At 72.4% G+C, this 19,649-nt stretch carries 18 protein-coding genes and 1 tRNA gene; 10 read left to right on the forward strand and 9 right to left on the reverse strand.

All coding sequences use genetic code 11. From position 1 onward, the window contains the following. Positions 1-103: 103 nt before the first annotated feature. Positions 104-787, reverse strand: a complete 684-nt coding sequence (locus ACZ7IF_RS21290; RefSeq protein ID WP_470973460.1) for a copper chaperone PCu(A)C domain-containing protein — start codon at positions 785-787, stop codon at positions 104-106. A 556-nt stretch (positions 788-1,343) separates the two neighbouring features. Here ACZ7IF_RS21290 and ACZ7IF_RS21295 point away from each other — a divergent pair. The 6 genes from ACZ7IF_RS21295 to ACZ7IF_RS21320 all read left to right on the forward strand — a co-directional run bounded on the left by ACZ7IF_RS21295 (position 1,344) and on the right by ACZ7IF_RS21320 (position 7,744). Next, positions 1,344-1,826, forward strand: a complete 483-nt coding sequence (locus tag ACZ7IF_RS21295) for a CarD family transcriptional regulator (protein WP_003953493.1) — start codon at positions 1,344-1,346, stop codon at positions 1,824-1,826. Positions 1,827-2,211: 385 nt separating this feature from the next. Continuing rightward, on the forward strand, positions 2,212-2,958 hold the full coding sequence (gene ispD, locus ACZ7IF_RS21300) for a 2-C-methyl-D-erythritol 4-phosphate cytidylyltransferase (RefSeq protein WP_470973463.1): 747 nt from the start codon (positions 2,212-2,214) through the stop codon (positions 2,956-2,958). Beyond that, positions 2,948-3,445: a 2-C-methyl-D-erythritol 2,4-cyclodiphosphate synthase gene (ispF, locus tag ACZ7IF_RS21305; protein ID WP_470973466.1), complete on the forward strand. Its 498-nt coding sequence runs from the start codon at positions 2,948-2,950 to the stop codon at positions 3,443-3,445. Before ispD ends, ispF begins: the two co-directional genes overlap by 11 nt. Positions 3,446-3,560: 115 nt before the next feature. Then, entirely contained in the window at positions 3,561-4,961 is a 1,401-nt protein-coding gene (gene cysS / locus ACZ7IF_RS21310; RefSeq protein WP_470973469.1) for a cysteine--tRNA ligase, read from the forward strand. Between the two features lie 101 nt (positions 4,962-5,062). Next, a complete protein-coding gene (gene rlmB, locus ACZ7IF_RS21315; RefSeq protein WP_470973472.1) occupies positions 5,063-6,034 on the forward strand; it encodes a 23S rRNA (guanosine(2251)-2'-O)-methyltransferase RlmB in 972 nt (323 codons plus the stop codon). A gap of 156 nt (positions 6,035-6,190) precedes the next feature. Next, positions 6,191-7,744: a DoxX family protein gene (locus tag ACZ7IF_RS21320; RefSeq protein ID WP_470973475.1), complete on the forward strand. Its 1,554-nt coding sequence runs from the start codon at positions 6,191-6,193 to the stop codon at positions 7,742-7,744. A gap of 99 nt (positions 7,745-7,843) precedes the next feature. Here ACZ7IF_RS21320 and ACZ7IF_RS21325 read toward each other — a convergent pair whose 3' ends face one another. The 3 genes from ACZ7IF_RS21325 to ACZ7IF_RS21335 form a co-directional block, all read right to left on the reverse strand. After that, positions 7,844-8,614 carry a nucleotidyltransferase family protein gene (locus ACZ7IF_RS21325; protein WP_470973478.1) on the reverse strand — a complete coding sequence of 257 codons (771 nt, stop codon included), beginning with the start codon at positions 8,612-8,614 and terminating at the stop codon, positions 7,844-7,846. A gap of 54 nt (positions 8,615-8,668) precedes the next feature. Beyond that, a complete protein-coding gene (locus tag ACZ7IF_RS21330) occupies positions 8,669-9,079 on the reverse strand; it encodes a hypothetical protein (protein WP_125813845.1) in 411 nt (136 codons plus the stop codon). A 191-nt stretch (positions 9,080-9,270) separates the two neighbouring features. Beyond that, the gene (locus ACZ7IF_RS21335; RefSeq protein ID WP_470973479.1) at positions 9,271-10,347 is read right to left on the reverse strand and encodes an ABC transporter ATP-binding protein; all 1,077 of its coding nucleotides are present in this window, start codon (positions 10,345-10,347) and stop codon (positions 9,271-9,273) included. A 218-nt stretch (positions 10,348-10,565) separates the two neighbouring features. Between ACZ7IF_RS21335 and ACZ7IF_RS21340 the strand changes: the two genes are divergently transcribed. After that, positions 10,566-10,639, forward strand: a tRNA-Thr gene (locus tag ACZ7IF_RS21340). A gap of 59 nt (positions 10,640-10,698) precedes the next feature. Here the strand turns inward: ACZ7IF_RS21340 and ACZ7IF_RS21345 are convergent. Continuing rightward, positions 10,699-12,078 carry an NAD(P)/FAD-dependent oxidoreductase gene (locus ACZ7IF_RS21345; protein WP_470973480.1) on the reverse strand — a complete coding sequence of 460 codons (1,380 nt, stop codon included), beginning with the start codon at positions 12,076-12,078 and terminating at the stop codon, positions 10,699-10,701. Between the two features lie 203 nt (positions 12,079-12,281). Here ACZ7IF_RS21345 and ACZ7IF_RS21350 point away from each other — a divergent pair, with 203 nt between their 5' ends. Genes ACZ7IF_RS21350 through ACZ7IF_RS21360 form a run of 3 tightly spaced genes read left to right on the forward strand, consistent with a single transcriptional unit; the run spans position 12,282 to position 14,262 of the window. Continuing rightward, complete coding sequence (locus ACZ7IF_RS21350) at positions 12,282-13,034, forward strand: aminoglycoside phosphotransferase family protein (RefSeq protein ID WP_470973624.1); 753 nt, start codon at positions 12,282-12,284, stop codon at positions 13,032-13,034. A gap of 36 nt (positions 13,035-13,070) precedes the next feature. Beyond that, positions 13,071-13,547, forward strand: coding sequence for a GNAT family N-acetyltransferase (locus ACZ7IF_RS21355; RefSeq protein ID WP_470973483.1), 477 nt, complete (start codon positions 13,071-13,073; stop codon positions 13,545-13,547). A gap of 37 nt (positions 13,548-13,584) precedes the next feature. Beyond that, the gene (locus tag ACZ7IF_RS21360; protein WP_470973484.1) at positions 13,585-14,262 is read left to right on the forward strand and encodes a pentapeptide repeat-containing protein; all 678 of its coding nucleotides are present in this window, start codon (positions 13,585-13,587) and stop codon (positions 14,260-14,262) included. 72 nt (positions 14,263-14,334) lie between these two features. On the opposite strand, the gene ACZ7IF_RS21365 is transcribed toward ACZ7IF_RS21360, so the two are convergent. The 4 genes from ACZ7IF_RS21365 to ACZ7IF_RS21380 form a co-directional block, all read right to left on the reverse strand. After that, a complete protein-coding gene (locus ACZ7IF_RS21365; RefSeq protein WP_470973486.1) occupies positions 14,335-16,182 on the reverse strand; it encodes a serine/threonine-protein kinase in 1,848 nt (615 codons plus the stop codon). Between the two features lie 175 nt (positions 16,183-16,357). Next, a complete protein-coding gene (locus ACZ7IF_RS21370; RefSeq protein ID WP_470973488.1) occupies positions 16,358-16,861 on the reverse strand; it encodes a hypothetical protein in 504 nt (167 codons plus the stop codon). Between the two features lie 72 nt (positions 16,862-16,933). Next, on the reverse strand, positions 16,934-18,037 hold the full coding sequence (locus tag ACZ7IF_RS21375; RefSeq protein ID WP_470973490.1) for a M4 family metallopeptidase: 1,104 nt from the start codon (positions 18,035-18,037) through the stop codon (positions 16,934-16,936). A gap of 244 nt (positions 18,038-18,281) precedes the next feature. Continuing rightward, positions 18,282-19,508 carry a serine hydrolase domain-containing protein gene (locus ACZ7IF_RS21380; RefSeq protein WP_470973491.1) on the reverse strand — a complete coding sequence of 409 codons (1,227 nt, stop codon included), beginning with the start codon at positions 19,506-19,508 and terminating at the stop codon, positions 18,282-18,284. Between the last annotated feature and the right edge of the window lie 141 nt (positions 19,509-19,649).

Consider the following 19,649-nt stretch of genomic DNA (forward strand, 5'->3'; position numbering starts at 1 on the left):
GAAGTTTCGAGTCGGCGGTCACCCTTCGAAGGGGCGGAAAGGGGGGAGGTCCCCGGCTGGGGTTTCGCCCGTGCCCCTTCCCCGTCTGCTGCTGCTGCTGCGCTCAGTGGCCGGCGCTGCGCGACGGCGAGGCCGACGCGGAGCCCGAGGCGGCGCCCGACGGGGTGGCGCCGGCGGCCGGGGAGCCCGAGGCGGCGGGGGAGCCCGAGGCGGCCGGCGAGGCCGAGCCCGAGGGGGTGCCCGACGGGACGGGGCCGGGGGCGGCGGCCGGGGCCTCGGTCGGGCCGTAGCCCGCGTACATGCCGGTGGCCGGCACGACGAAGGCGTCCAGTTCCACGTCACCCGTGGTGCTCAGCTGGAAGACGACGTCCTGGACGTCGCCGTTCTTGACGGCCTCGCGGCCGCCCTCGATGACGGCGGAGGCGTTGCCCTTGCCGCCCAGCACCACGGAGCCGCCGGCCGGCACGGTGATCTTGCCGGAGCCCTCGGCGGCCTTCAGGACCACCTTGGACTTGCCACCCTTCAGGGTGATCCCGTCCAGGGTCTGGGCCTTGGTGCCGGAGTTGAAGACGGTCGCCGAGATGGCGGCCGGACCCTTCTTGTCCTTCTCGCCCTTGGTGATCACCAGGGCGTTCTGGATCTTGATGTCGCCCTTGGTGACAGCGGCGTTGTCCGGCTTGATCTCGAGAGTCTGCGCGTCGTTGCCCGCACCGCACGCTGCGAGCGAGGCAAGGGAGAACACGACGGCGGTAGCGGCGAGAGCGCCGCGTCGAAGGCTGCGGCTCACGGCGGCGGCAACTCCTTGGACGTACGGACGGGACGGGGTACAGGCTCGGAGCGGCCGAGGTAAAGCCGCCCTAAGGGTGTGTCAGCGCGCTTAGGTTACCGAGCCGCCGCCCCGCCCCCGCACCCGACCCTCCGCAGGGGGCGCACCGCGCTGCGCCGGTCCCGCGATCTTGCATTCCGCTATCCCGTCCCGAGCCGTCCCGTGATCAATTCCGGGATTCCCTCGAACGCGGCCGCTTGATCAATTCGAGATTGGGCCTGAACCCGGTGCGTACGGGGGGCCGCCAGTCGAACGGAGTACTTCAGTTTCATGTCCAGGAACCCGGCAAAACGGGATGTACGTCACACTCGTGGCCGCGTCCGCCAGGTGTACCGTGGTCGTTTCGCCCGGTCCGCACAGCGCCTCCGACCTGCGAATACCCCCCTCCGGAACCCTTTCGCAGCACGTTCGTGTCGCTGTTGTCAAGCCCCGAGATGTGCCCTGACCTGCGAAAACGCCATTCATAACAGTCAGTTCTCGTGTTACCCTGGATAGCCACGGAAGGGGTACCTGTCACATGACGTTCAAGGTTGGCGACACCGTGGTCTATCCCCATCACGGGGCCGCGCTGATCGAGGCCATCGAAACTCGCCAGATCAAAGGCGTGGACAAGACCTACTTGGTGCTCAAGGTCGCCCAGGGCGACCTGACGGTTCGTGTGCCTGCGGACAATGCAGAGTTCGTCGGCGTTCGCGACGTAGTCGGCCAGGACGGGCTGGACCGGGTCTTCGAGGTGCTCCGCGCACCGTATGCAGAAGAGCCCACGAACTGGTCCCGTCGCTACAAGGCGAATCTGGAGAAGCTCGCTTCTGGCGATGTCATCAAGGTCGCCGAAGTGGTGCGCGACCTGTGGCGTCGTGAGCGCGAGCGCGGTCTCTCCGCAGGAGAGAAGCGCATGCTCGCGAAGGCGCGCCAGATCCTGGTGAGCGAGCTCGCGCTCGCCGAGAACACCAACGAGGACAAGGCCGAGGCCCTCCTCGACGAGGTTCTTGCGTCCTGACGCACGAACCGGCCACAGTGTGCCGCGGTGCCCGATGACCCGCCCTCTCATTTCGAGAGGGCTGTTGCCGGGCGCTGCGGCATGTCTGCGTCCGGGCGCCCGTCACCGCACCCGCCCGGCTCCACCTCACCCGGTCCCGGCCCAGCCGGCCCCGGGTCACACGGCCGTACCCTGCCGGCCGTACCCTGCGCTCATCCCGCCGTACCCTGCGTGTGCACACCCGCACGGTTCCGTTCTGGCGTGCCGGGTCCGGGCAGCCGGCTCGACCGGTCGTCACGGAAGGGGCGAGGGCGTCGCACCCGGCACTCCCCCCCGGCCGGAGCCGGGGTACGCCCAAGGCCATACCCATGTCGGCCGAAGTCACAAACCTGGCTCGGAGCTACTGATGTCTGACGAATCCCGCCCCCACCGCACCGCCGCGGTGATCCCGGCCGCCGGCCGCGGGGTACGCCTCGGCCCCGGCGCCCCCAAGGCCCTGCGGGCCCTCGGCGGGACCCCGATGCTGATCCACGCCGTCCGCGCCATGGCCCGCTCCCGCGCGGTCGCCCTGGTCGTGGTCGTCGCCCCGCCCGACGGCGCGGCCGAGGTGCGCCACCTCCTGGACGAGCACGCCCTGCCCGACCGCACCGAGATCCTGGTCGTCCCCGGCGGCGACACCCGCCAGGAATCCGTGCGGGCCGGCCTGGCCGCCCTCCCCGCCGACATCACCTCCGTACTGATCCACGACGCGGCCCGCCCGCTGGTCCCCGTCGACACCGTGGACTCCGTCGTCGAGGCCGTCCGCGACGGATCCCCCGCCGTGGTCCCCGCACTGCCCCTGGCCGACACCGTCAAGGAGGTCGAGCCCGGCGCGCCCGGCGAGCCCGAGCCGGTCGTCGCCACGCCCGAGCGGGCCCGGCTGCGCGCCGTGCAGACCCCGCAGGGCTTCGACCTCGCCACCCTGCTGCGCGCCCACGAGGCCATCGCCGTCAGCGGCGAGGGCGCCACCGACGACGCCGGCATGGTGGAGCGCACCGGGGTCACCGTCGTGACCGTCCCCGGCCACGAGGAGGCCTTCAAGGTCACCCGCCCGCTCGACCTGGTCCTCGCCGAGGCCGTACTCGCCCGCAGGAGGGCCACCGATGTCTACTGACCTGCCCCTGATCCCGCTCGTCGGGATCGGCACCGACGTGCACGCCTTCGAGACCGGCCGCGAGCTGTGGTGCGCCGGCCTGCTGTGGGAGGGGGAGGACGGCCTCGCCGGCCACTCCGACGGTGACGTCGCCGCCCACGCCGCCTGTGACGCCCTCTTCTCCGCCGCCGGCGTCGGCGACCTCGGCGCGCACTTCGGCACCTCCCGCCCCGAGTGGTCCGGCGCCGCCGGGGTCACCCTCCTGGCGGAGGCCGCCCGGATCGTCCGCGCCGAGGGCTTCGAGATCGGCAACATCGCGATCCAGGTGATCGGCGTGCGCCCGAAGATCGGCAAGCGGCGCGAGGAAGCGCAGAAGGCGCTCGCGGCGGCGGCGGGCGCCCCCGTGTCGGTCTCCGGTACCACCACCGACGGACTCGGCCTCACCGGCCGCGCCGAAGGGCTCGCCGCCATCGCCACCGCCCTCGTCTACCGGACGGACCGGGCCTGAGTACGGCCCGGGGCCAAGGGCCGCCCGTTACGGATGTCACCTCTTCGGCAACAAACCGTGCGGGCGGCCTCAAACGGTCGCGGGGCACTGCCGCAGGCGCACTACCCTGGATGCCGTGACTATTCGCCTGTACGACACCAGCGCCCGGCAGATCCGCGACTTCGTCCCGCTCGAACAGGGCTGCGTCTCGATCTACCTCTGTGGCGCGACCGTGCAGGCCGCCCCGCACATCGGGCACATCCGCTCGGGCCTCAACTTCGACATGATGCGCCGCTGGTTCACCTACCGCGGCTACGACGTCACGTTCATCCGCAACGTCACGGACATCGACGACAAGATCATCGCGAAGTCCGCCGAGCAGCGCCGCCCCTGGTGGTCCATCGGCTACGAGAACGAGCGCGCCTTCAACGACGGCTACGGCGCCCTCGGCTGCCTGCCGCCCACCTACGAGCCCCGCGCGACCGGACACGTCACCGAGATGGTCGAGATGATGCGCGGGCTCATCGAGCGCGGCCACGCGTACGAGTCCGAGGGCAACGTCTACTTCGACGTGAAGTCCTTCCCGGGCTACCTCTCGCTCTCCCGCCAGGAGCTCGACAACATCCGCCAGCCGGAGTCCACCGGCGAGACCGGCAAGCGCGACCCCCGCGACTTCGCCATGTGGAAGTCCGTCAAGCCCGGCGAGCCCTCCTGGGAGACCCCCTGGGGCCGCGGCCGTCCCGGCTGGCACCTGGAGTGCTCCGCCATGGCGCACAAGTACCTCGGCGAGGCCTTCGACATCCACGGCGGCGGGCTCGACCTGATCTTCCCGCACCACGAGAACGAGATCGCCCAGGCCAAGGCCTTCGGCGACGGGTTCGCGAACTACTGGGTGCACAACGCCTGGGTCACCATGTCCGGCGAGAAGATGTCGAAGTCGCTGGGCAACTCGGTGCTCGTCTCCGAGATGGTCAAGCAGTGGCGCCCGATCGTCCTGCGCTACTACCTCGGCACCCCGCACTACCGGTCGATGATCGAGTACAGCGAGGAGGCGCTGCGCGAGGCGGAGTCCGCCTTCGCCCGCATCGAGGGCTTCTACCAGCGCGTCATCGAGAAGGCGGGCGGCCCCGTCGAGGCCGCCGCCGAGGTCCCGCCGGCCTTCGCCGAGGCGATGGACGACGACCTGGGCGTTCCGCAGGCGCTGGCGATCGTCCACACCACGGTCCGCCAGGGCAACAGCGCGCTCGCCGCCGACGACAAGGACGAGGCGATCGCCCGCCTGTCCGAGGTGCGCGCCATGCTCGGCGTCCTCGGCCTGGACCCGCTCGACCCGCACTGGGCCGGCGAGGCCGACCGCGGCGAGGACCTCCACGGGGCCGTCGACACCCTCGTACGCCTCGTCCTGGAGCAGCGCGAATCCGCCCGCGCCCGCAAGGACTGGGCGACCGCCGACGCCATCCGCGACCAGCTGAACCAGTCCGGCCTGGTCATCGAGGACAGCCCCAGCGGTCCGCGCTGGACCCTCGGCCCCCGCTGATCCGGACCCACCCGGACCAGCCGTGTTGTGCCGCCCGGCGCTCCGGGCGGCACACTCTTCATACGTACATATCGCAGCACCAACGAAAACAGGTAGAGGTCATGGCCGGGAACAGCCAGCGCAGGAACCGCCGCACGTCCAACAAGAAGGGCGCGACGATCGGCAGCGGTGGCCAGCGGCGCAAGGGCCTGGAGGGCAAGGGCCCCACGCCCAAGGCCGAAGACCGCAAGAAGCACAAGGCGAACCGCATCGCCAACGCCATGGCCCGCCAGGCCGCCAAGCGCCGCCCCGCCCCCCGCCGCGGCGGCCCCAAGGGCACCAGCGAGATGGTCGTCGGCCGCAACCCGGTCTTCGAGGCCCTGCGCGACGGCGTCCCCGCCACCACCCTCTACGTCCAGCAGTTCATCGACAACGACGAGCGCGTCCGCGAGGCCCTCAAGCTCGCCGGCGAGCGCGGCAACATCAACCTGATGGAAGCCCCGCGCCCCGAACTCGACCGGATGACCAACGGGCTCAACCACCAGGGCCTGGTCCTCCAGGTCCCGCCGTACGAGTACGCCCACCCCGAGGACCTCACCGACGCCGCCCACGACAACGGCGAGGACCCCCTCATCGTCGCCCTCGACGGCGTCACCGACCCCCGCAACCTCGGCGCGATCGTCCGCTCCGTCTCCGCCTTCGGCGGCCACGGCGTGGTCATCCCCGAGCGCCGCGCCGCCGGCATGACCGCCGGCGCGTGGAAGACCTCGGCCGGCACCGCCGCCCGCACCCCGGTCTCCCGCGTCACCAACCTCACCCGCGCCCTCCAGGACTACAAGAAGGCCGGCATCGCGGTCGTCGGCCTCGCCGCCGAGGGCACCCACGAGGTCCAGGACCTCGACGCCCTCTCCGGCCCGGTCGTCATCGTCGTCGGCTCCGAGGGCAAGGGCCTCGGCCGCCTCGTCGGCGAGAACTGCGACTACCTCGTCCGCATCCCGATGCCCGGCGGCGCCGAGTCCCTCAACGCCGGTGTCGCCGCCGGCGTCGTCCTCTACGAGGCCGCCCGCAAGCGCGCCCAGCGCGGCCGCATCTGACCCGGACGGCCGCAGGCGCTTGATCCACTTGGCCCACGGGGGATGACCCGTGAGCGTGTCGCCCCGCCCGTCACGGGCGGGGCGACTTGATCTTGACGGGTCTCGGACAGATCCCTCGTGTCAAGGCAGTGTCCTAAACACTCATCACTCGGTTAGATGAGTGTGGACACCAGAACGTCAGGGTTCGACGACCAGCCCGCGCTGAGCATGGTCAAGGTGCCGTGCGACCCCGCACAGGTCATCGTCAACCACGCCAGCTTCCGCGTGCGGCTCGCACCGAGCCCGAGCGCGCGTTCCAAGCCCGCGAAAGCCCCCGGCCGCGCGCCCCTCCTCGGCGCCGCCGCCGTCGCGACCGCCGGAGCCTCCCGCCGCCGCGCACCCGTCGTCTGGAGCGGCAAGTCCGCCCCCGGCGACGCCGCGGCCATGGGAGGACTCCTCCAGGCCGTACGCGAAGCAGGCCGCGGCCACGACGACTACGACGGCGGAGCCGCCACCCAGACCATCCCCCGGGTCGACCTGGCACACGACCTGGGCGAGGACACCCTCGCCACCCCCACCGTCATCGGCCAGCGCACCTACGGCGACCCCGACGAGACCCGCCCCCTCGCCGCCGTACGCGACCTCCCGCGCGAGCCCTACCAGCCCTACGACCGCTACGACGCGCACGACGGCGACCACCCGGGCCCCGACAGCCGGCGCCCCGCCCCCGACGCCCGCGGCCAGGCCTCCTACTACCCCGGCCGCCGCATGAACCTCGGCGTCGTACTGCTCCCCCTGCGCGTCTTCCTCGGCTTCATCTCCATCTACGCCGGCATGGGCAAACTCTGCGACCCCGTCTACTTCGACGGCGGCGAACGCGGCTCCATGGTCACCTGGCTCCAGACCCTGCACCCCTGGGCCCTGGCCGAACCCCTGCGCGACTTCGCGCTCGCCCACCCCGTCGGAGCCGGCCTCAGCGTCGCCTTCCTCCAGGTCATCGTCGGCGTCCTGACCGTCTTCGGCCTCTGGCAGCGCTTCGCCGCCTGCATCGGCGCCCTGCTCTCCGCCGCACTCCTCATGACGGTCAGCTGGAAGACCGTCCCCGCCTACGACGCCCCCGACATCATCTACCTCGCCGCCTGGAGCCCGCTGGTCATCGCCGGCGCGCCCGTCTACTCCCTCGACGCACGCCTGTCCGGCGAAGCCTGGCGCACCCTCGGCCCCCGCTCCGAGATCTGGCGGCTGCGCCGCCGCGTCCTGCGGCGCGGCGCCGTCATGGCCACCGTCGTCTGCGGACTCACCCTCCTCATCGGCTCCCTCCTCGGCGGAGCCGTCCGCTCCTCCACCGTCGTCACCGTCCCCGGCCCCGGCCAGGCCCCCAGCAACTACCTCCCCGGCAGCCCGCTCCCGCAGGCCCCCGCCAAGCAGCCCGCCCCCGGCAGGCAGCAGCAGCCCTCGAAGCAGGCCTCACCCTCCGCCGCGCCCTCCGAGCCCGCCGCCAAGTCCGGCCGCACCGGCAGCAGCGCCCCGACCCGCGACAGCTCCACGACCGGCTCCGGAGCGCCCAGCGCCACCAAGAGCTCCGGCAGCGGCAGCCAGGCCCCGCGCAGCAGCACCCCGAAGCAGTCCAGCCCGCAGCAGCCGCCGGCCACCTCCTCCGGGACCCGCAGCGGCTCCGGCGGCGACACCACGGCCAAGAAGCCCGGCCTCGTCGGCGGCCTCCTGGGCTGAGCGGCACCCACCGGCCGAAGGGCCCGGCGCGCGTACGGCGCACCGGGCCCTTCCGCACGCCGCCGGCCGCACGGGGCGACGTAGCAACACGGAAACCGCTCAGACGGCGCCCTGGGCCGCCAACTCCCGCGCGGCCTCGGTCAAGTCCTTCGCCGTGTCGATCGCCCGCCAGTACGCCCCCTGCGGCAGCGGAAAGCCCGCCAGCCGCCGCTCCCGCGCCAGCCGCGGGAACGTCGTCCGCTCGTGGTCCCCCGAGTCCGGCAGCAGCGAAGCGAATCCGGGAGCGAAGACGTACACGCCGGCGTTGATCGGATACGGCGACGGCGGAGCCTCGACGAAGTCCAGCACCTGCCCGAACCCGTTCATCTCCACCACCCCCCACGGCATCCGCGGCCGCGCCAGCGCCAGCGTCGCCACCGCCTCCCGCTCCACGTGGAACGCCGCCATCTCCCGCAGCGGAAACCGCGTCCACACGTCGCCGTTCGTCGCGTACCAGGCCCGGTCCGGACGCGGCAGCCGCCGCGCCGCGAACTTCAGCCCGCCCCCGCGCCCCAGCGGCTCCTCCTCCACCACCGTCGTCACCCGCAACGGCAGCACGGCCCCCGCCAGCCACTCCTGGAGCACCTCCGCCAGATGCCCGCAGGACACCACCGCGTCGGTCACCCCCTCGGCCGCCAGCCACGCCAACTGGTGCCCGATGATGGGCAGTCCGGTACCGGGGATCTCCACCATCGGCTTCGGCCGGTCGTCCGTATACGGCCGCAGCCGCGACCCCTGCCCGCCCGCCAGGACGACAGCCTGGGTGGGAGGGGCCGGGAACGCGGCCGCGTCATCGGTGGATTGGGGTGGTTCGGGGCCGATCTCGGTCATGGCCGCCAGCGTAGGGACGGCCCCCGCCCCGAACGGGGCAGGCGCGACGGGCCGTCAGCCCATCGAGGCGACGCCCGTCGCGTACGAGGTGTCGCACACGGGGCGCGCGTAGGACTGGGCCTTCGTCGGCCCGTACGCCTCCACGGCGGCCCGGCCCAGCGCCCGCGCGATGCTCACGCAGTGCTCCGCCAGCGACGGCCGCCCGTTCACCTCCTGCTGGAGGTGCGTGAGCACGGCACCCGGCTGCTCGCCCTGCTGGAGCTCACCGAGGAGCTTGTCGCGCAGCAGGTCCTGGGGCGCGGCCGGCTTCTTCGGGACGGAGACGTCCTCGGCGGAGGCGGTCAGGATCTGGGAGGAGTTGTCCGCCCAGGGGACCATGGTGACCGCGAGGGTCCCGGACAGGACCAGGACGACGGGCAGGACCAGGGCGAGGGAACGGCCGATTCGGCGGGCAGTGTGGGTCACGAGGGCGAGAGTAGCGCTCGGTGAGGATTTGGCGACATTCAGTCACCCGGTCGGGGGATGGTTCGACGTGGCTTTTCGATTTAAGGGTTGACGAGTGCGGCCGAATGGCCCGGTCTGGAGGGGTTCGCGGAGCCCCTCCCGGCAACTGCCGCGGCAGGGGCGCCCCTTGGCGGAACGCCCCTGCCCGTCACTCAGTTGGAGAGCCGTGCACCCGAAGACGTCGAGAAAACATGGATTTCGTCCGGACGCGGCACCACGTGCAGCGAGGAGCCCTTCTCGGGCACCTGGCGGCCGTTGACGCGCACCACGATGTCCTGGCCGTCGCGGCTGCCGTACACGTACCCGTCGGCGCCCAGCTCCTCGACCACGTTCACGGTGATGGTCAGGCCACCGGTGTCGCCGATGTCGAAGTGCTCGGGGCGCACGCCGACGGTGACGGTCTTGTCGCCCGAGTCGGCGGCGGCGGACAGCGCCTCGCGCGACACCGGGACCACGCTCTCGCCGAACTTCACGCCGCCGTCGGTGATCGGCACCTCGACGAGGTTCATGGCGGGCGAGCCGATGAACCCGGCGACGAAGAGGTTCGCCGGCCGGTCGTACATGTTGCGCGGGGTGTCGACCTGCTGGAGCAGCCCGTCCTTCAGTACGGCCACGCGGTCGCCCATCGTCATGGCCTCGACCTGGTCGTGGGTGACGTACACGGTGGTGATGCCGAGGTCGCGCTGGAGCGCGGCGATCTGCGTACGGGTGGACACGCGGAGCTTGGCGTCGAGGTTCGACAGCGGCTCGTCCATGAGGAACACCTGCGGCTTGCGCACGATGGCCCGGCCCATGGCGACGCGCTGGCGCTGACCGCCGGAGAGCGCCTTGGGCTTGCGGTCGAGGTACTGGGTCAGGTCCAGCATCTTGGCCGCCTCCTCCACCTTGCGGCGGATGGTGGCCTTGTCCTCACCGGCGATCTTGAGCGCGAAGCCCATGTTGTCGGCGACGGTCATGTGCGGGTACAGCGCGTAGTTCTGGAACACCATCGCGATGTCCCGGTCCTTGGGCGGCAGGTGCGTGACGTCGCGGTCACCGATGCGGATGGCGCCGCCGTTGACGTCCTCCAGGCCCGCGAGCATGCGCAGGGAGGTGGACTTGCCGCAGCCGGAGGGGCCGACGAGGACGAGGAACTCGCCGTCCTCGATCTCCAGCTCCAGCTGGTCGACGGCGGGCTTGTCGCCGCCCGGGTAGAGGCGGGTCGCCTTGTCGAAGGTGACAGAAGCCATGGTTGTGAATCCCTTCTACCGGCAGGAACGTGCCGGACGATCCGAGTGGAAGGTCTAGTCCAGTCGACTGGACTCCGCCCGACGCTACCTGGCGGAACCGCTTCTGTCAGCCCCCGCACTGCCCCGACCGCCGGTCCGGTTCGCTCATCCCTTTCCCCTCGGGGGCGTTAACGTGATGGCTCGGGGAAGAGCCCGCTGTGTAGAGTGATGGCGGCCCTGCCTCCTTAGCTCAGCTGGCCAGAGCACCGCTCTTGTAAAGCGGGGGTCGTCGGTTCGAACCCGACAGGGGGCTCTGCTGGTGAAGGCCCCGGACCGTATCGGTCCGGGGCCTTCCGCATGTCCGGGGACCGGTCAGTCGCGGCCCGAGACGCGGTTGGCCAGGCGGGCCAGGGGGGTCGTCGTGGGGCGGTGGGTGGTGGTTTCGCGGCGGTCCGCCTCGCGGTAGGCGGCGTAGAGGGCGTGGACGCCGAGCCAGCGGAAGGGTTCCGGCTCCCAGCGGCGGACGCGGTGGTGGACCCAGGGGAGGGTGGTCAGCTCCGTGCGGTCGCCGAGGACCAGGTCGCGCAGGGTGCGGGCGGCGAGGTTGGCGGTGGCCACGCCCGAGCCGACGTAGCCGCCGGCCCAGCCCAGGCCGGTGGTGGCGTCCAGGGTGACCGTGGCGCACCAGTCGCGGGGGACGCCGAGGACTCCCGACCAGGCGTGGGTGATCGGAGTGCCGGTGAGGAGGGGGAAGAAGGTGGTGAGGAGGGTCGTGAGGGCGGTGATGGTGGCCGGCTGGGTGCGGCCGTCGTTGTCGGTGCGGGAGCCGAAGCGGTACGGGACCCCGCGGCCGCCGATCGCGATGCGGTCGTCGGCGGTGCGCTGGGCGTACATGTAGGCGTGGGCCATGTCGCCGAGGAGCGGGGCGTCCTGCCAGTTGAGCTGGGACCAGACCGACGGCGGGAGGGGGGCGGTGACGATCATCGAGGAGTTCATGGGGAGCCAGGTGCGCTTCTGGCCCTTGAGGGCGGCGGTGAAGCCCTCGGTGCAGCGCAGGACGTACGGGGCGCGGACGGTGCCGTAGGGGGTGACGGCGCGGCGGGGGGCGATCTCGGTGACCGGGGTGGATTCGTGGATCACGACGCCGAGGCGGTCGCAGGCGGCGGCGAGGCCGCGGACGAGCTTGAGGGGGTGGATGCGGGCGCCGTGGGGTGTCCAGCTGGAGCCGACGGCGTCGGCGATGTCGATGCGGGCGCGGGTGGCGGGGGCGTCGTACAGCTCGCGCTCGGTTTCGCCGAAGGAGAGTTCGGCGGTGTGGAAGGCCTTGAGGCGGGTGAGCTGGGCGGGGGTGCGGGCGACTTCGAGGACTCCGCCGCGGTGGACGTCGGCGTCGATGTCTTCCTTGGCCGCCACGTCGATGACTTCGGTGACGGTGTCGTTCATGGCGTGCTGGAGGCGGCGGGCGGCTTCGTGGCCGTGCAGGGCGGCGTAGCGGTCGCGGCCGGCGATGCCGTTGTAGAGCCAGCCGCCGTTGCGGCCGGAGGCGCCGTAGCCGCAGAACTTCTGCTCCAGGACGGTGACGCGGAGGTCGGGGGCGGCGCGCTTGAGGTAGTAGGCGGTCCACAGGCCCGTGTAGCCGCCGCCGACGATGACGACGTCTGCCGTGGCGTCGGTGGTGAGGGGCGCGCGGGGTGGCTGGTGGGCCGTCGTGTCGGTCGCGTACCAGAAGGAGATACCGCCGTTGATCGTCATGGGGGAGTTGGTACACGGGGTCGCGCGGGGGTGTCCAGGGACCGGATGTCGTGGCCGGGGGCCGGTTGCGCGGCGGGATGTTCGATGTGCGGGCGGGGTCGTCCGCCGTAGGGTGGCTTGGGGTTCGTACCGGTTCGGGGAGGGGTGTCCGGGTGGTGGAGGCGTTCCTGGAGCGCTGGGGGCTGCGGGTGACCGGGCCGGGGATGCGCGGCATGACGGCGGTGGTGCTGCCGGTGGAGCGGGCGGACGGTACGGCGGCGGCGTTGAAGGTGCTGACCCCTGACGAGGAGACGGCGGGGGAGCCGCTCGCGCTGCGGGCGTGGGGCGGGCGGGGCAGCGTACGGCTGCTGGAGTACGACGCGCCGACGGGCACGCTGCTGCTGGAGCGGCTGGACGAGAAGCGGCCCCTGTCGGGGCTCGCGCGGCGGGACGCGCGGGCGGCGGTGGGGGTGATCGGGGAGCTGCTGGCGCGGCTGTGCGCGGTACCGGCGCCGGAGGGGCTGCGGGGGCTCGGGGGGATCGCGGCGGGGATGCTGGAGCGGGTGCCGGAGGCGGCGGCCGGGCTGGCTTCGGCGGCGGACCGGCGGGTGCTGCGGGCCTGTGCGGGGGCGCTGGCGGAGGTGGCGGGGGAGCCGGGTGACCGGCTGCTGCACTGGGACCTGCACTTCGGGAACGTGTTGGCGGGGGAGCGCGAGCCGTGGCTGGCGATCGACCCGAAGCCGCTGGCCGGGGATCCGGGTTTCGAGCTGCTGCCGTCGCTGGTGAACGAGTACCGGGAGCGGGACGTGCGGTGGCGGTTCGACCTGCTCACGGAGGCGGTGGGGACGGACCGGGCGCGGGCGCGTGCGTGGACGCTGGGCCGGGTGCTGCAGAACTGTCTGTGGGAGGTGGAGGAGGGCTGCCGGCGGCTGCCGCGGCGTGAGGTGGCGGTGGCGGGGCTGCTGCTGGGGCGGTGAGGGGCGGGCCTGCGGGACGGCCCTTAGGGTGGCGGGATGATCCGTGCTGCCGTTGTTGACGACGTTGCCGAAATCCACGCCATGATCCGCGAGTTGGCGGAGTACGAGAAGGTGCCGCACGAGGCGCGTGCGACGCCGGAGCAGTTGCGCGAGGCGCTGTTCGGTGAGCACCCGGCGGCGTTCGCGCACGTCGCGGAGACGGACGCCGGGGAGGTGGTGGGCTTCTCGGTGTGGTTCCTGAGCTTCTCGACGTGGCGCGGGGTGCACGGGATCTATCTGGAGGACCTGTACGTGCGGCCGGGCGGGCGCGGGGGCGGGTACGGGAAGGCGCTGCTGGCGGAGCTGGCGCGGACGTGTGTGGAGCGCGGGTACGAGCGGCTGGAGTGGTCGGTGCTGAAGTGGAACGCGCCGACGATCGCGTTCTACGAGGCGTTGGGTGCGCGGCCGCAGGAGGAGTGGTCGGTGTACCGGCTGACGGACGGGGCGCTGGCGCGGCTGGGCGGGGCGGGATAGCGGGGCCGTTGTCGGTGCCGTGGGCCACGATGGGCCCATGGCGCGGAACGGGCAGGCGAAGGTGAAGGTGGCGGAGGCGCGGCGGCCGGAGGTGCGGCTGCCGGAGCTGGTGGTGTGGGAGGGCGGTGGGCTGGAGCCGGACGGGGATTACGACGGGCTGGAGTTCGCGGACCTGGATCTGGCGGGGCAGGAGGGCGTCGGGGCGCGGTTCATGGACTGCGCGCTGCGGCGGTGCGGGCTGGACGGGGCGGGTCTGGCGAAGGCGCGGTTCCTGGATTCGGTGCTGGAGGGCGTCCGGGGCGTGGGGGCCGACCTGTCGGGGGCTTCGCTGCGGGATGTCGAGCTGGTGGAGGCGCGGCTCGGCGGGGTGCAGTTGCACGGGGCGGTGCTGGAGCGGGTCCTCGTACGCGGCGGCAAGATCGACTACCTGAACCTGCGGGCGGCGCGGCTGCGGGACGTGGTGTTCGAGGGGTGCGTGCTGGTGGAGCCGGACTTCGGGGGTGCGGTGCTGGAGCGGGTGGAGTTCCGGGACTGTGTCGTGCGGGGCGTGGACTTCACGGGGGCGCGGCTGGCGGAGGTGGATCTGCGGGGCGCCGCGGAGCTGGGGATCGCGCGGGGGGTGGAGGCGCTGGCGGGGGCGGTGATCAGTCCCGGGCAGCTGTTCGAGCTGGCGCCGTCGCTGGCGGCGCACCTGGGGCTGCGGGTGGTGGGGTAGCGGAGACACCACCCCCTGAACGGGTCCGGCCCGTACGGACGGGTGTCGTACGGGCCGGGCGCCGGGGCGGTGTCAGTGCTTCTTCGGGTCCTCGGCGTTGCGCCAGACCGTGAGGTCGACGGTGATGTAGTTGCTGGCGTCCTTGGTGTCGGACCTGCCGCGGTAGGTGACCACCGCGATGTGTCCCGCGTCGCTGAGCACGCAGATCTCGGTGCCGTCGCCGAGCTGGTCGAGCTTGATCTTCTCGGTGTAGCGGGTCTCCGTGCGGCAGGTTTCCAGGGAGCCCTTCTGGGCGTTGTTCAGCACGACGAGCTTGCCGTTGTCGGTGCCGAGTTCTTTGCCGATGATCACGTCGGAGGAGTAGAAGAGGTCTCCGTGGTTGTAGTGCACGCCGTTGCTGCCGCCTGAGGTGGGGCGGGGCGGGTTGTCCGCGAGCATGACCTGGTAGTCGGCCGTGATGTCGATGCCCTGGTACGAGGCGGGGGTGGGGTCGGGCCGCTTCTGGTTCTTGTTCTGGGCGGCAGAGCTCCCGGGGCTGGGGGCGGTGGCGGTGCCGCTGTTGCCGCCGTTGGAGCGGCTGCTGCCGGCGCTGGTCTTCCTGTCCTTGGCGGAGCCGTCGGGGAGCAGGGAGACGATGACGGCGATGCCGATGACCGCGCCGATGACGGCTCCGGCGATGATCCGCCCGTTGGGCTTGGAGTTCTGCGGGGCGGCGGACGGGTATCCGGGCGGCGGGGTCTGATAGCCGGGCGGGGGCGTCTGGTAGCCGGGCTGCGGGTTCTGGTACCCGGGCGGGGGCGTCTGGTAGCCGGGCGGTGGGGTGGGGTAGCCCGGGGCCATCGCCGGGGCGGCGGGGGCCGTCTGCGTCGGCGCGTACGCGGGGGCCGGGGGCTGGAGCGGGAACTCGGCCGGCTGGGCGGGCCGCGCCGGGGCGGTGGCCGGCTGCGGGGGCGCGGAGAGTTCGGTCGGGGTGGGCGCGGCGGCGGGCTGCGGCGGCGGGGTCCTGGCCGGTTCGGGCAGGCGCAGGCGTTCGGTGATGGAACCGGCGACGGCCTTGGGGAGCCAGTCCTCGCCCTGGCGCAGCGGCGCGGGGGAGAGGGCGTGGCACATTTCGATGATCTCGGTGAGGGTGGGCCGTCCGGCGGGGTCGCGGCTCAGGCAGCGGGTCACGAGGGGCTTCAGCTCGGCGGGCAGGGCGCTGAGGTCGGGGTCCTCGTGCACGATGCGGTAGAGGATCGCGTGCGAGTTCCCGTCGCCGTACGCGGGGGCGCCGATCGCCGCGAAGGCGATGATCTGGCCGAGGGCGAAGATGTCGGTGGCGGCGGTGACCGTGCCGGTGGAGGCCTGCTCCGGCGCCATGAAGGCGGGCGTGCCGACGCTGACGCCGCTGCTGGTGAGGGAGGTGGCGTCGGCGGCGCGGGCGATGCCGAAGTCGATGACGCGGGGGCCGTCGGAGGCGAGGAGCACGTTCGCCGGCTTCAGGTCGCGGTGGACGATGTCCGCGCCGTGGATGACGTGCAGGGCCTCGGCGACCCCGATGGTCAGCAGCAGGACGCTGCGCAGCGGCAGCCGGCCGTGGCCGGAGACGGCGTGCGCGAGGGAGGGGCCCGGGACGTAGGCGGTGGCCAGCCAGGGCTGTGCGCCGTCGGTGTCGAAGTCGATGACGGGGGCCGTGTACAGGCCCTGCACCCGCTGTGCGGCGCGTACTTCCTGCTGGAACCGCCGCCGGAACTCGGGGTCTTCGCTGAACTCGGGCCGGATCACCTTGAGGGCGACGGGCCGTCCGCCCAGCGTGTACGAGAGGTACACCTTGCCCATGCCGCCCGCGCCGAGCACGGCGCTGAGCCGGTAGCCGCCCACGGTGGCCGGGTCGTCCTGCCCGAGCGGTTGGAAGAGTTCGGCCGGATGTGTGCCGCTCATGAAAAAACCGTCCCCCATCAGGCAGTTCAAAGCCTGCCGACGCCTGAAGCCAACCGGGAGAGGGTATCCAACGCCGTGCCCGGTCGGCGGGCGGAGTTGGGGGCCGCTTCAGCGGGCCGAGGGGGGTGGTCCGGCTCCCCCGGGCGGGGGAGCGGACGGTTCGGGCGGGTACCGCTCAGGCGGGTACGCGGGGGAAGCGGGACTGGAGCGTCCAGATGACCGGGTTGTCGCCGAGGCCCTCGTGCATGTCGACGAGGTCGGCGATCAGGTCGTGGAGGAAGTCGCGGGCTTCGCGGCGCAGCAGGCGGTGGCTGAAGGTGAGGGGTTCTTCCTCGGGGGCCATCCAGTCGGCTTCGATGTCGACCCAGCCGAAGCGGCGTTCGAAGAGCATGCGGTCGGCGGACTCGGTGAAGTCGAGTTCGGCGTACTGGCGGTTGGCGGAGCGGCTGCCGCGGGGGTCGTCGTCGAGCTGCTCGACGATGTCGCACAGCGCCCAGGCGAAGTCGAGTACGGGTACCCATCCCCAGGCTGTGGACACTTCCGTGTCCTTCTCGGTGTCGGCGAGGTAGACGTCGCCGCAGAACAGGTCGTGTCGCAGGGTGTGGACGTCCGCGGAGCGGTAGTCGGTCTGCGGGGGGTCGGGGAAGCGCCGGGAGAGGGAGTAGCCGATGTCGAGCACGTTCCCGATGGTGTCACGGGTGTGCCTCTCCCGGCGCGGGGGGCGGTCCGGGGCCGGTCGGTGCGGGTGGGGTCAGCGGACGTTCACGGCGGTCCAGGCGGCGGCGACGCGGGCGGTCTCGGGGGCGGAGGGGCCGTAGAGGTCGGCCGCGGCGCGGAGGGTGGCGGTGCGGGCGCCGGCGTAGTTGGTGGTGGAGCGCATGTAGAGGGTGAGCGCCCGGTACCAGATGCGGGTGGCCTTGTCGCGGCCGATGCCGAGGAGCTTGGAGCCGTCGTGGGTGGGGGAGTCGTAGGCGACGCCGTCGATGACCTTGGGGCCGCTGCCCTCGGCGAGGAGGTAGTAGAAGTGGCGGGCGGGGCCGGAGCCGGCGTGCGGGTCGAGGCCGGCGATGTCGGGCGACCAGTAGTCGCGGGAGACGCCGTCGGCGCTGGGGCGGTCCATGCGGCGGGGCGGGCCGTCGAAGACGCGCTCGCCGAGGAGGTAGTCGCCGGGGTCGGCCTTGTTCTCCGCGAAGAACTCGCCGGCGGTGGCGAGGATGTCCGAGGTGCCCTCGTTGAGCGCGCCGGGCTCGCCGCCGTAGCCGAGGCGGGCGGTGGAGGCGGTCAGGCCGTGGGCCAGTTCGTGGCCGACGACGTCGAGGGAGGTCGGCGGGCGTCCGGGGGTGCTGCCGTCGCCGTACGTGACGCAGGCGCAGCTGTCGCTCCAGAAGGCGTTGCCGAAGCCGCTTCCGTAGTGGACGCGGGAGGTGGTGCCGATGCCGTCGCCGCGGACGCCGCTGCGGTTGAAGGCCGCCTTGTAGAAGTCCCAGGTCACGGCGGTGGCGTAGTGGACGTCGGCGGCCGCGGTCTGGCGGTGGGAGGGGGTGCCGTCGCCCCAGGTGTTGTCGGCGTCGTTGAAGGGGACCCCGGGGTTGTTGGTCTGGCCGAGGGCGTCGAGGGTGCGCTGGCCGCCGCGGGTGGGGTCCTGGAGCTGGTAGGCGGTGCCGGTGTACGTGGTGCCGAGGGGGACGGTGCCGGAGTACTGGGTGAGGCCCGTGCCGGTGGCTCCGCCGGTTGCCGCGGCGTTGGCTGCGGCTGCGGTGGCGGGGGTGGTGGCCGAGAGGGCGGTCGCGCCGAGCAGGGCGGCGGTGGCGGCGGTGAGGGCGAGGCGGCGGCGGGGGCGGTGGGGGTGTGACACGCGGGCTCCTTCGCGGTGGCCGGGGTGGCGGCGGGGCCGAGCGTGCCATTGGGGGCGGGGGTGGGGCAGGTGTGCGGCAGGGGGTTGTCCGAAGAGCGGGGCGGACTGTCCGGATCCGGGCCGTTGCCCTGGCCGGGCGGTGGGGGCTGCCGCTGCGCGGGGCCGGTCCCCTGCCCGCCCTTCCCCCGTTCCCCGGGGCTCCGCCCCCGGACCCCCTCGGGGGCTGGGGGCGGGGCTGGCCGGGTCAGCTGTCCAGGGCCTGGTACGTCGTCGTCCAGAAGTCGTGGATGACTCGGGCCGGGGCCGGGGTGGACAGGCCCACCTGCATCAGGAGGATGCCGGTGAGCTGGTTGTGCGGGTCGGCGTAGGCCGAGGTGCCGGTGCCGCCGTCCCAGCCGAACTGGCCGACGGGCGCGTAGTCGCCGCGGTAGGTGCGGACCGCCATGCCGAAGCCCCAGCCGCCCTGCTGGCCCTGGCCGAAGGACACGTGGACGGCGCCGCGGGCCAGGGCGGAGCGGGCGCTCTCCTGCTCTGCCGTGAGGCTGTTGGTGGTCATCAGCTCGACGGCGGGCCGGGACAGGATGCGCTCGGTCCCGTGCGTGCCCTGGTTCAGGAGCATCCGGAAGTACGCGTGGTAGTCGTCGACGGTGGAGACCAGGCCGCCGCCGCCGGACTGGAACCGCGGGGCCTGGCTGTAGCGGCCGCCCTCGGCCTCGTCCCACACCATGAACTCGCCGGTCATCGGGTTGGGGGCGTAGCAGGGGGGCAGTCGGTCGATCTTGTCGCCGGGGACGTGGAAGCCGGTGTCCTTCATGCCCAGCGGGTCGAGGACGCGTTCGCGCAGGACGGTCTCGAACGGCTTGCCCGTGACCCGGGAGACGAGCACGCCGAGGACGTCGTGGCTGATGTGGTAGCCCCACTGCTCGCCGGGCTGGTACATCAGCGGGAGCTCGCCGAGGCGGCGCATCCACTCGTCCTGCTCGGGTGCCGGGTCCACGCCCTGGCTGAAGACGGCCTTCTCCTGGAGGGCGACCTGGATCGGGGAGCCGAACGTCGACAGGTCGACGCCGAGCCCGAAGGTGGAGGTGACCAGGTCCCGTACGGTGATCGGCCGCTTCGCCGGCACGGTCTCGTCGAGCGGGGCGTCGGGCCGCGTCAGGACCTGGCGGTCGGCGAGCTCGGGCAGCCATTCCTGCACGAGGTCGTCCAGGCGCAGTCCGCACTCGTCGAGGAGGGCCATCACCGGGGCCATCGCGACCGGCTTGGACGTGGACGCCATCCGGAAGATCGTGTCGCGGCGCATCGGCGCGCCGCCGTCGTGGTGCGTCGTACCGATCGCCTCGACGTGCGTCTCGGCGCCGCGGCTGACGAGGGCGACGACTCCGGGGATCTTCCCCGAGTCGACGTGCCGGGTCAGGACGTCGCGCATCCTGCGCAGGCCCGCCTCGGAGAATCCGCTGCTCTGTCCCATGGTCGATCTCCCCGTGAATGTTTTGGAACTGCTGAACTCGCTCGAAGCTACATTGCGTTTATGGATCCGTCAACGAATGCCGTGGTCGACTTGACCTGATGGATTGGGGGTTGAGGGATTGACATTGCAATGATGGTGGAG

The sequence above is a fragment of the Streptomyces sp. NPDC037421 genome (assembly GCF_055602105.1).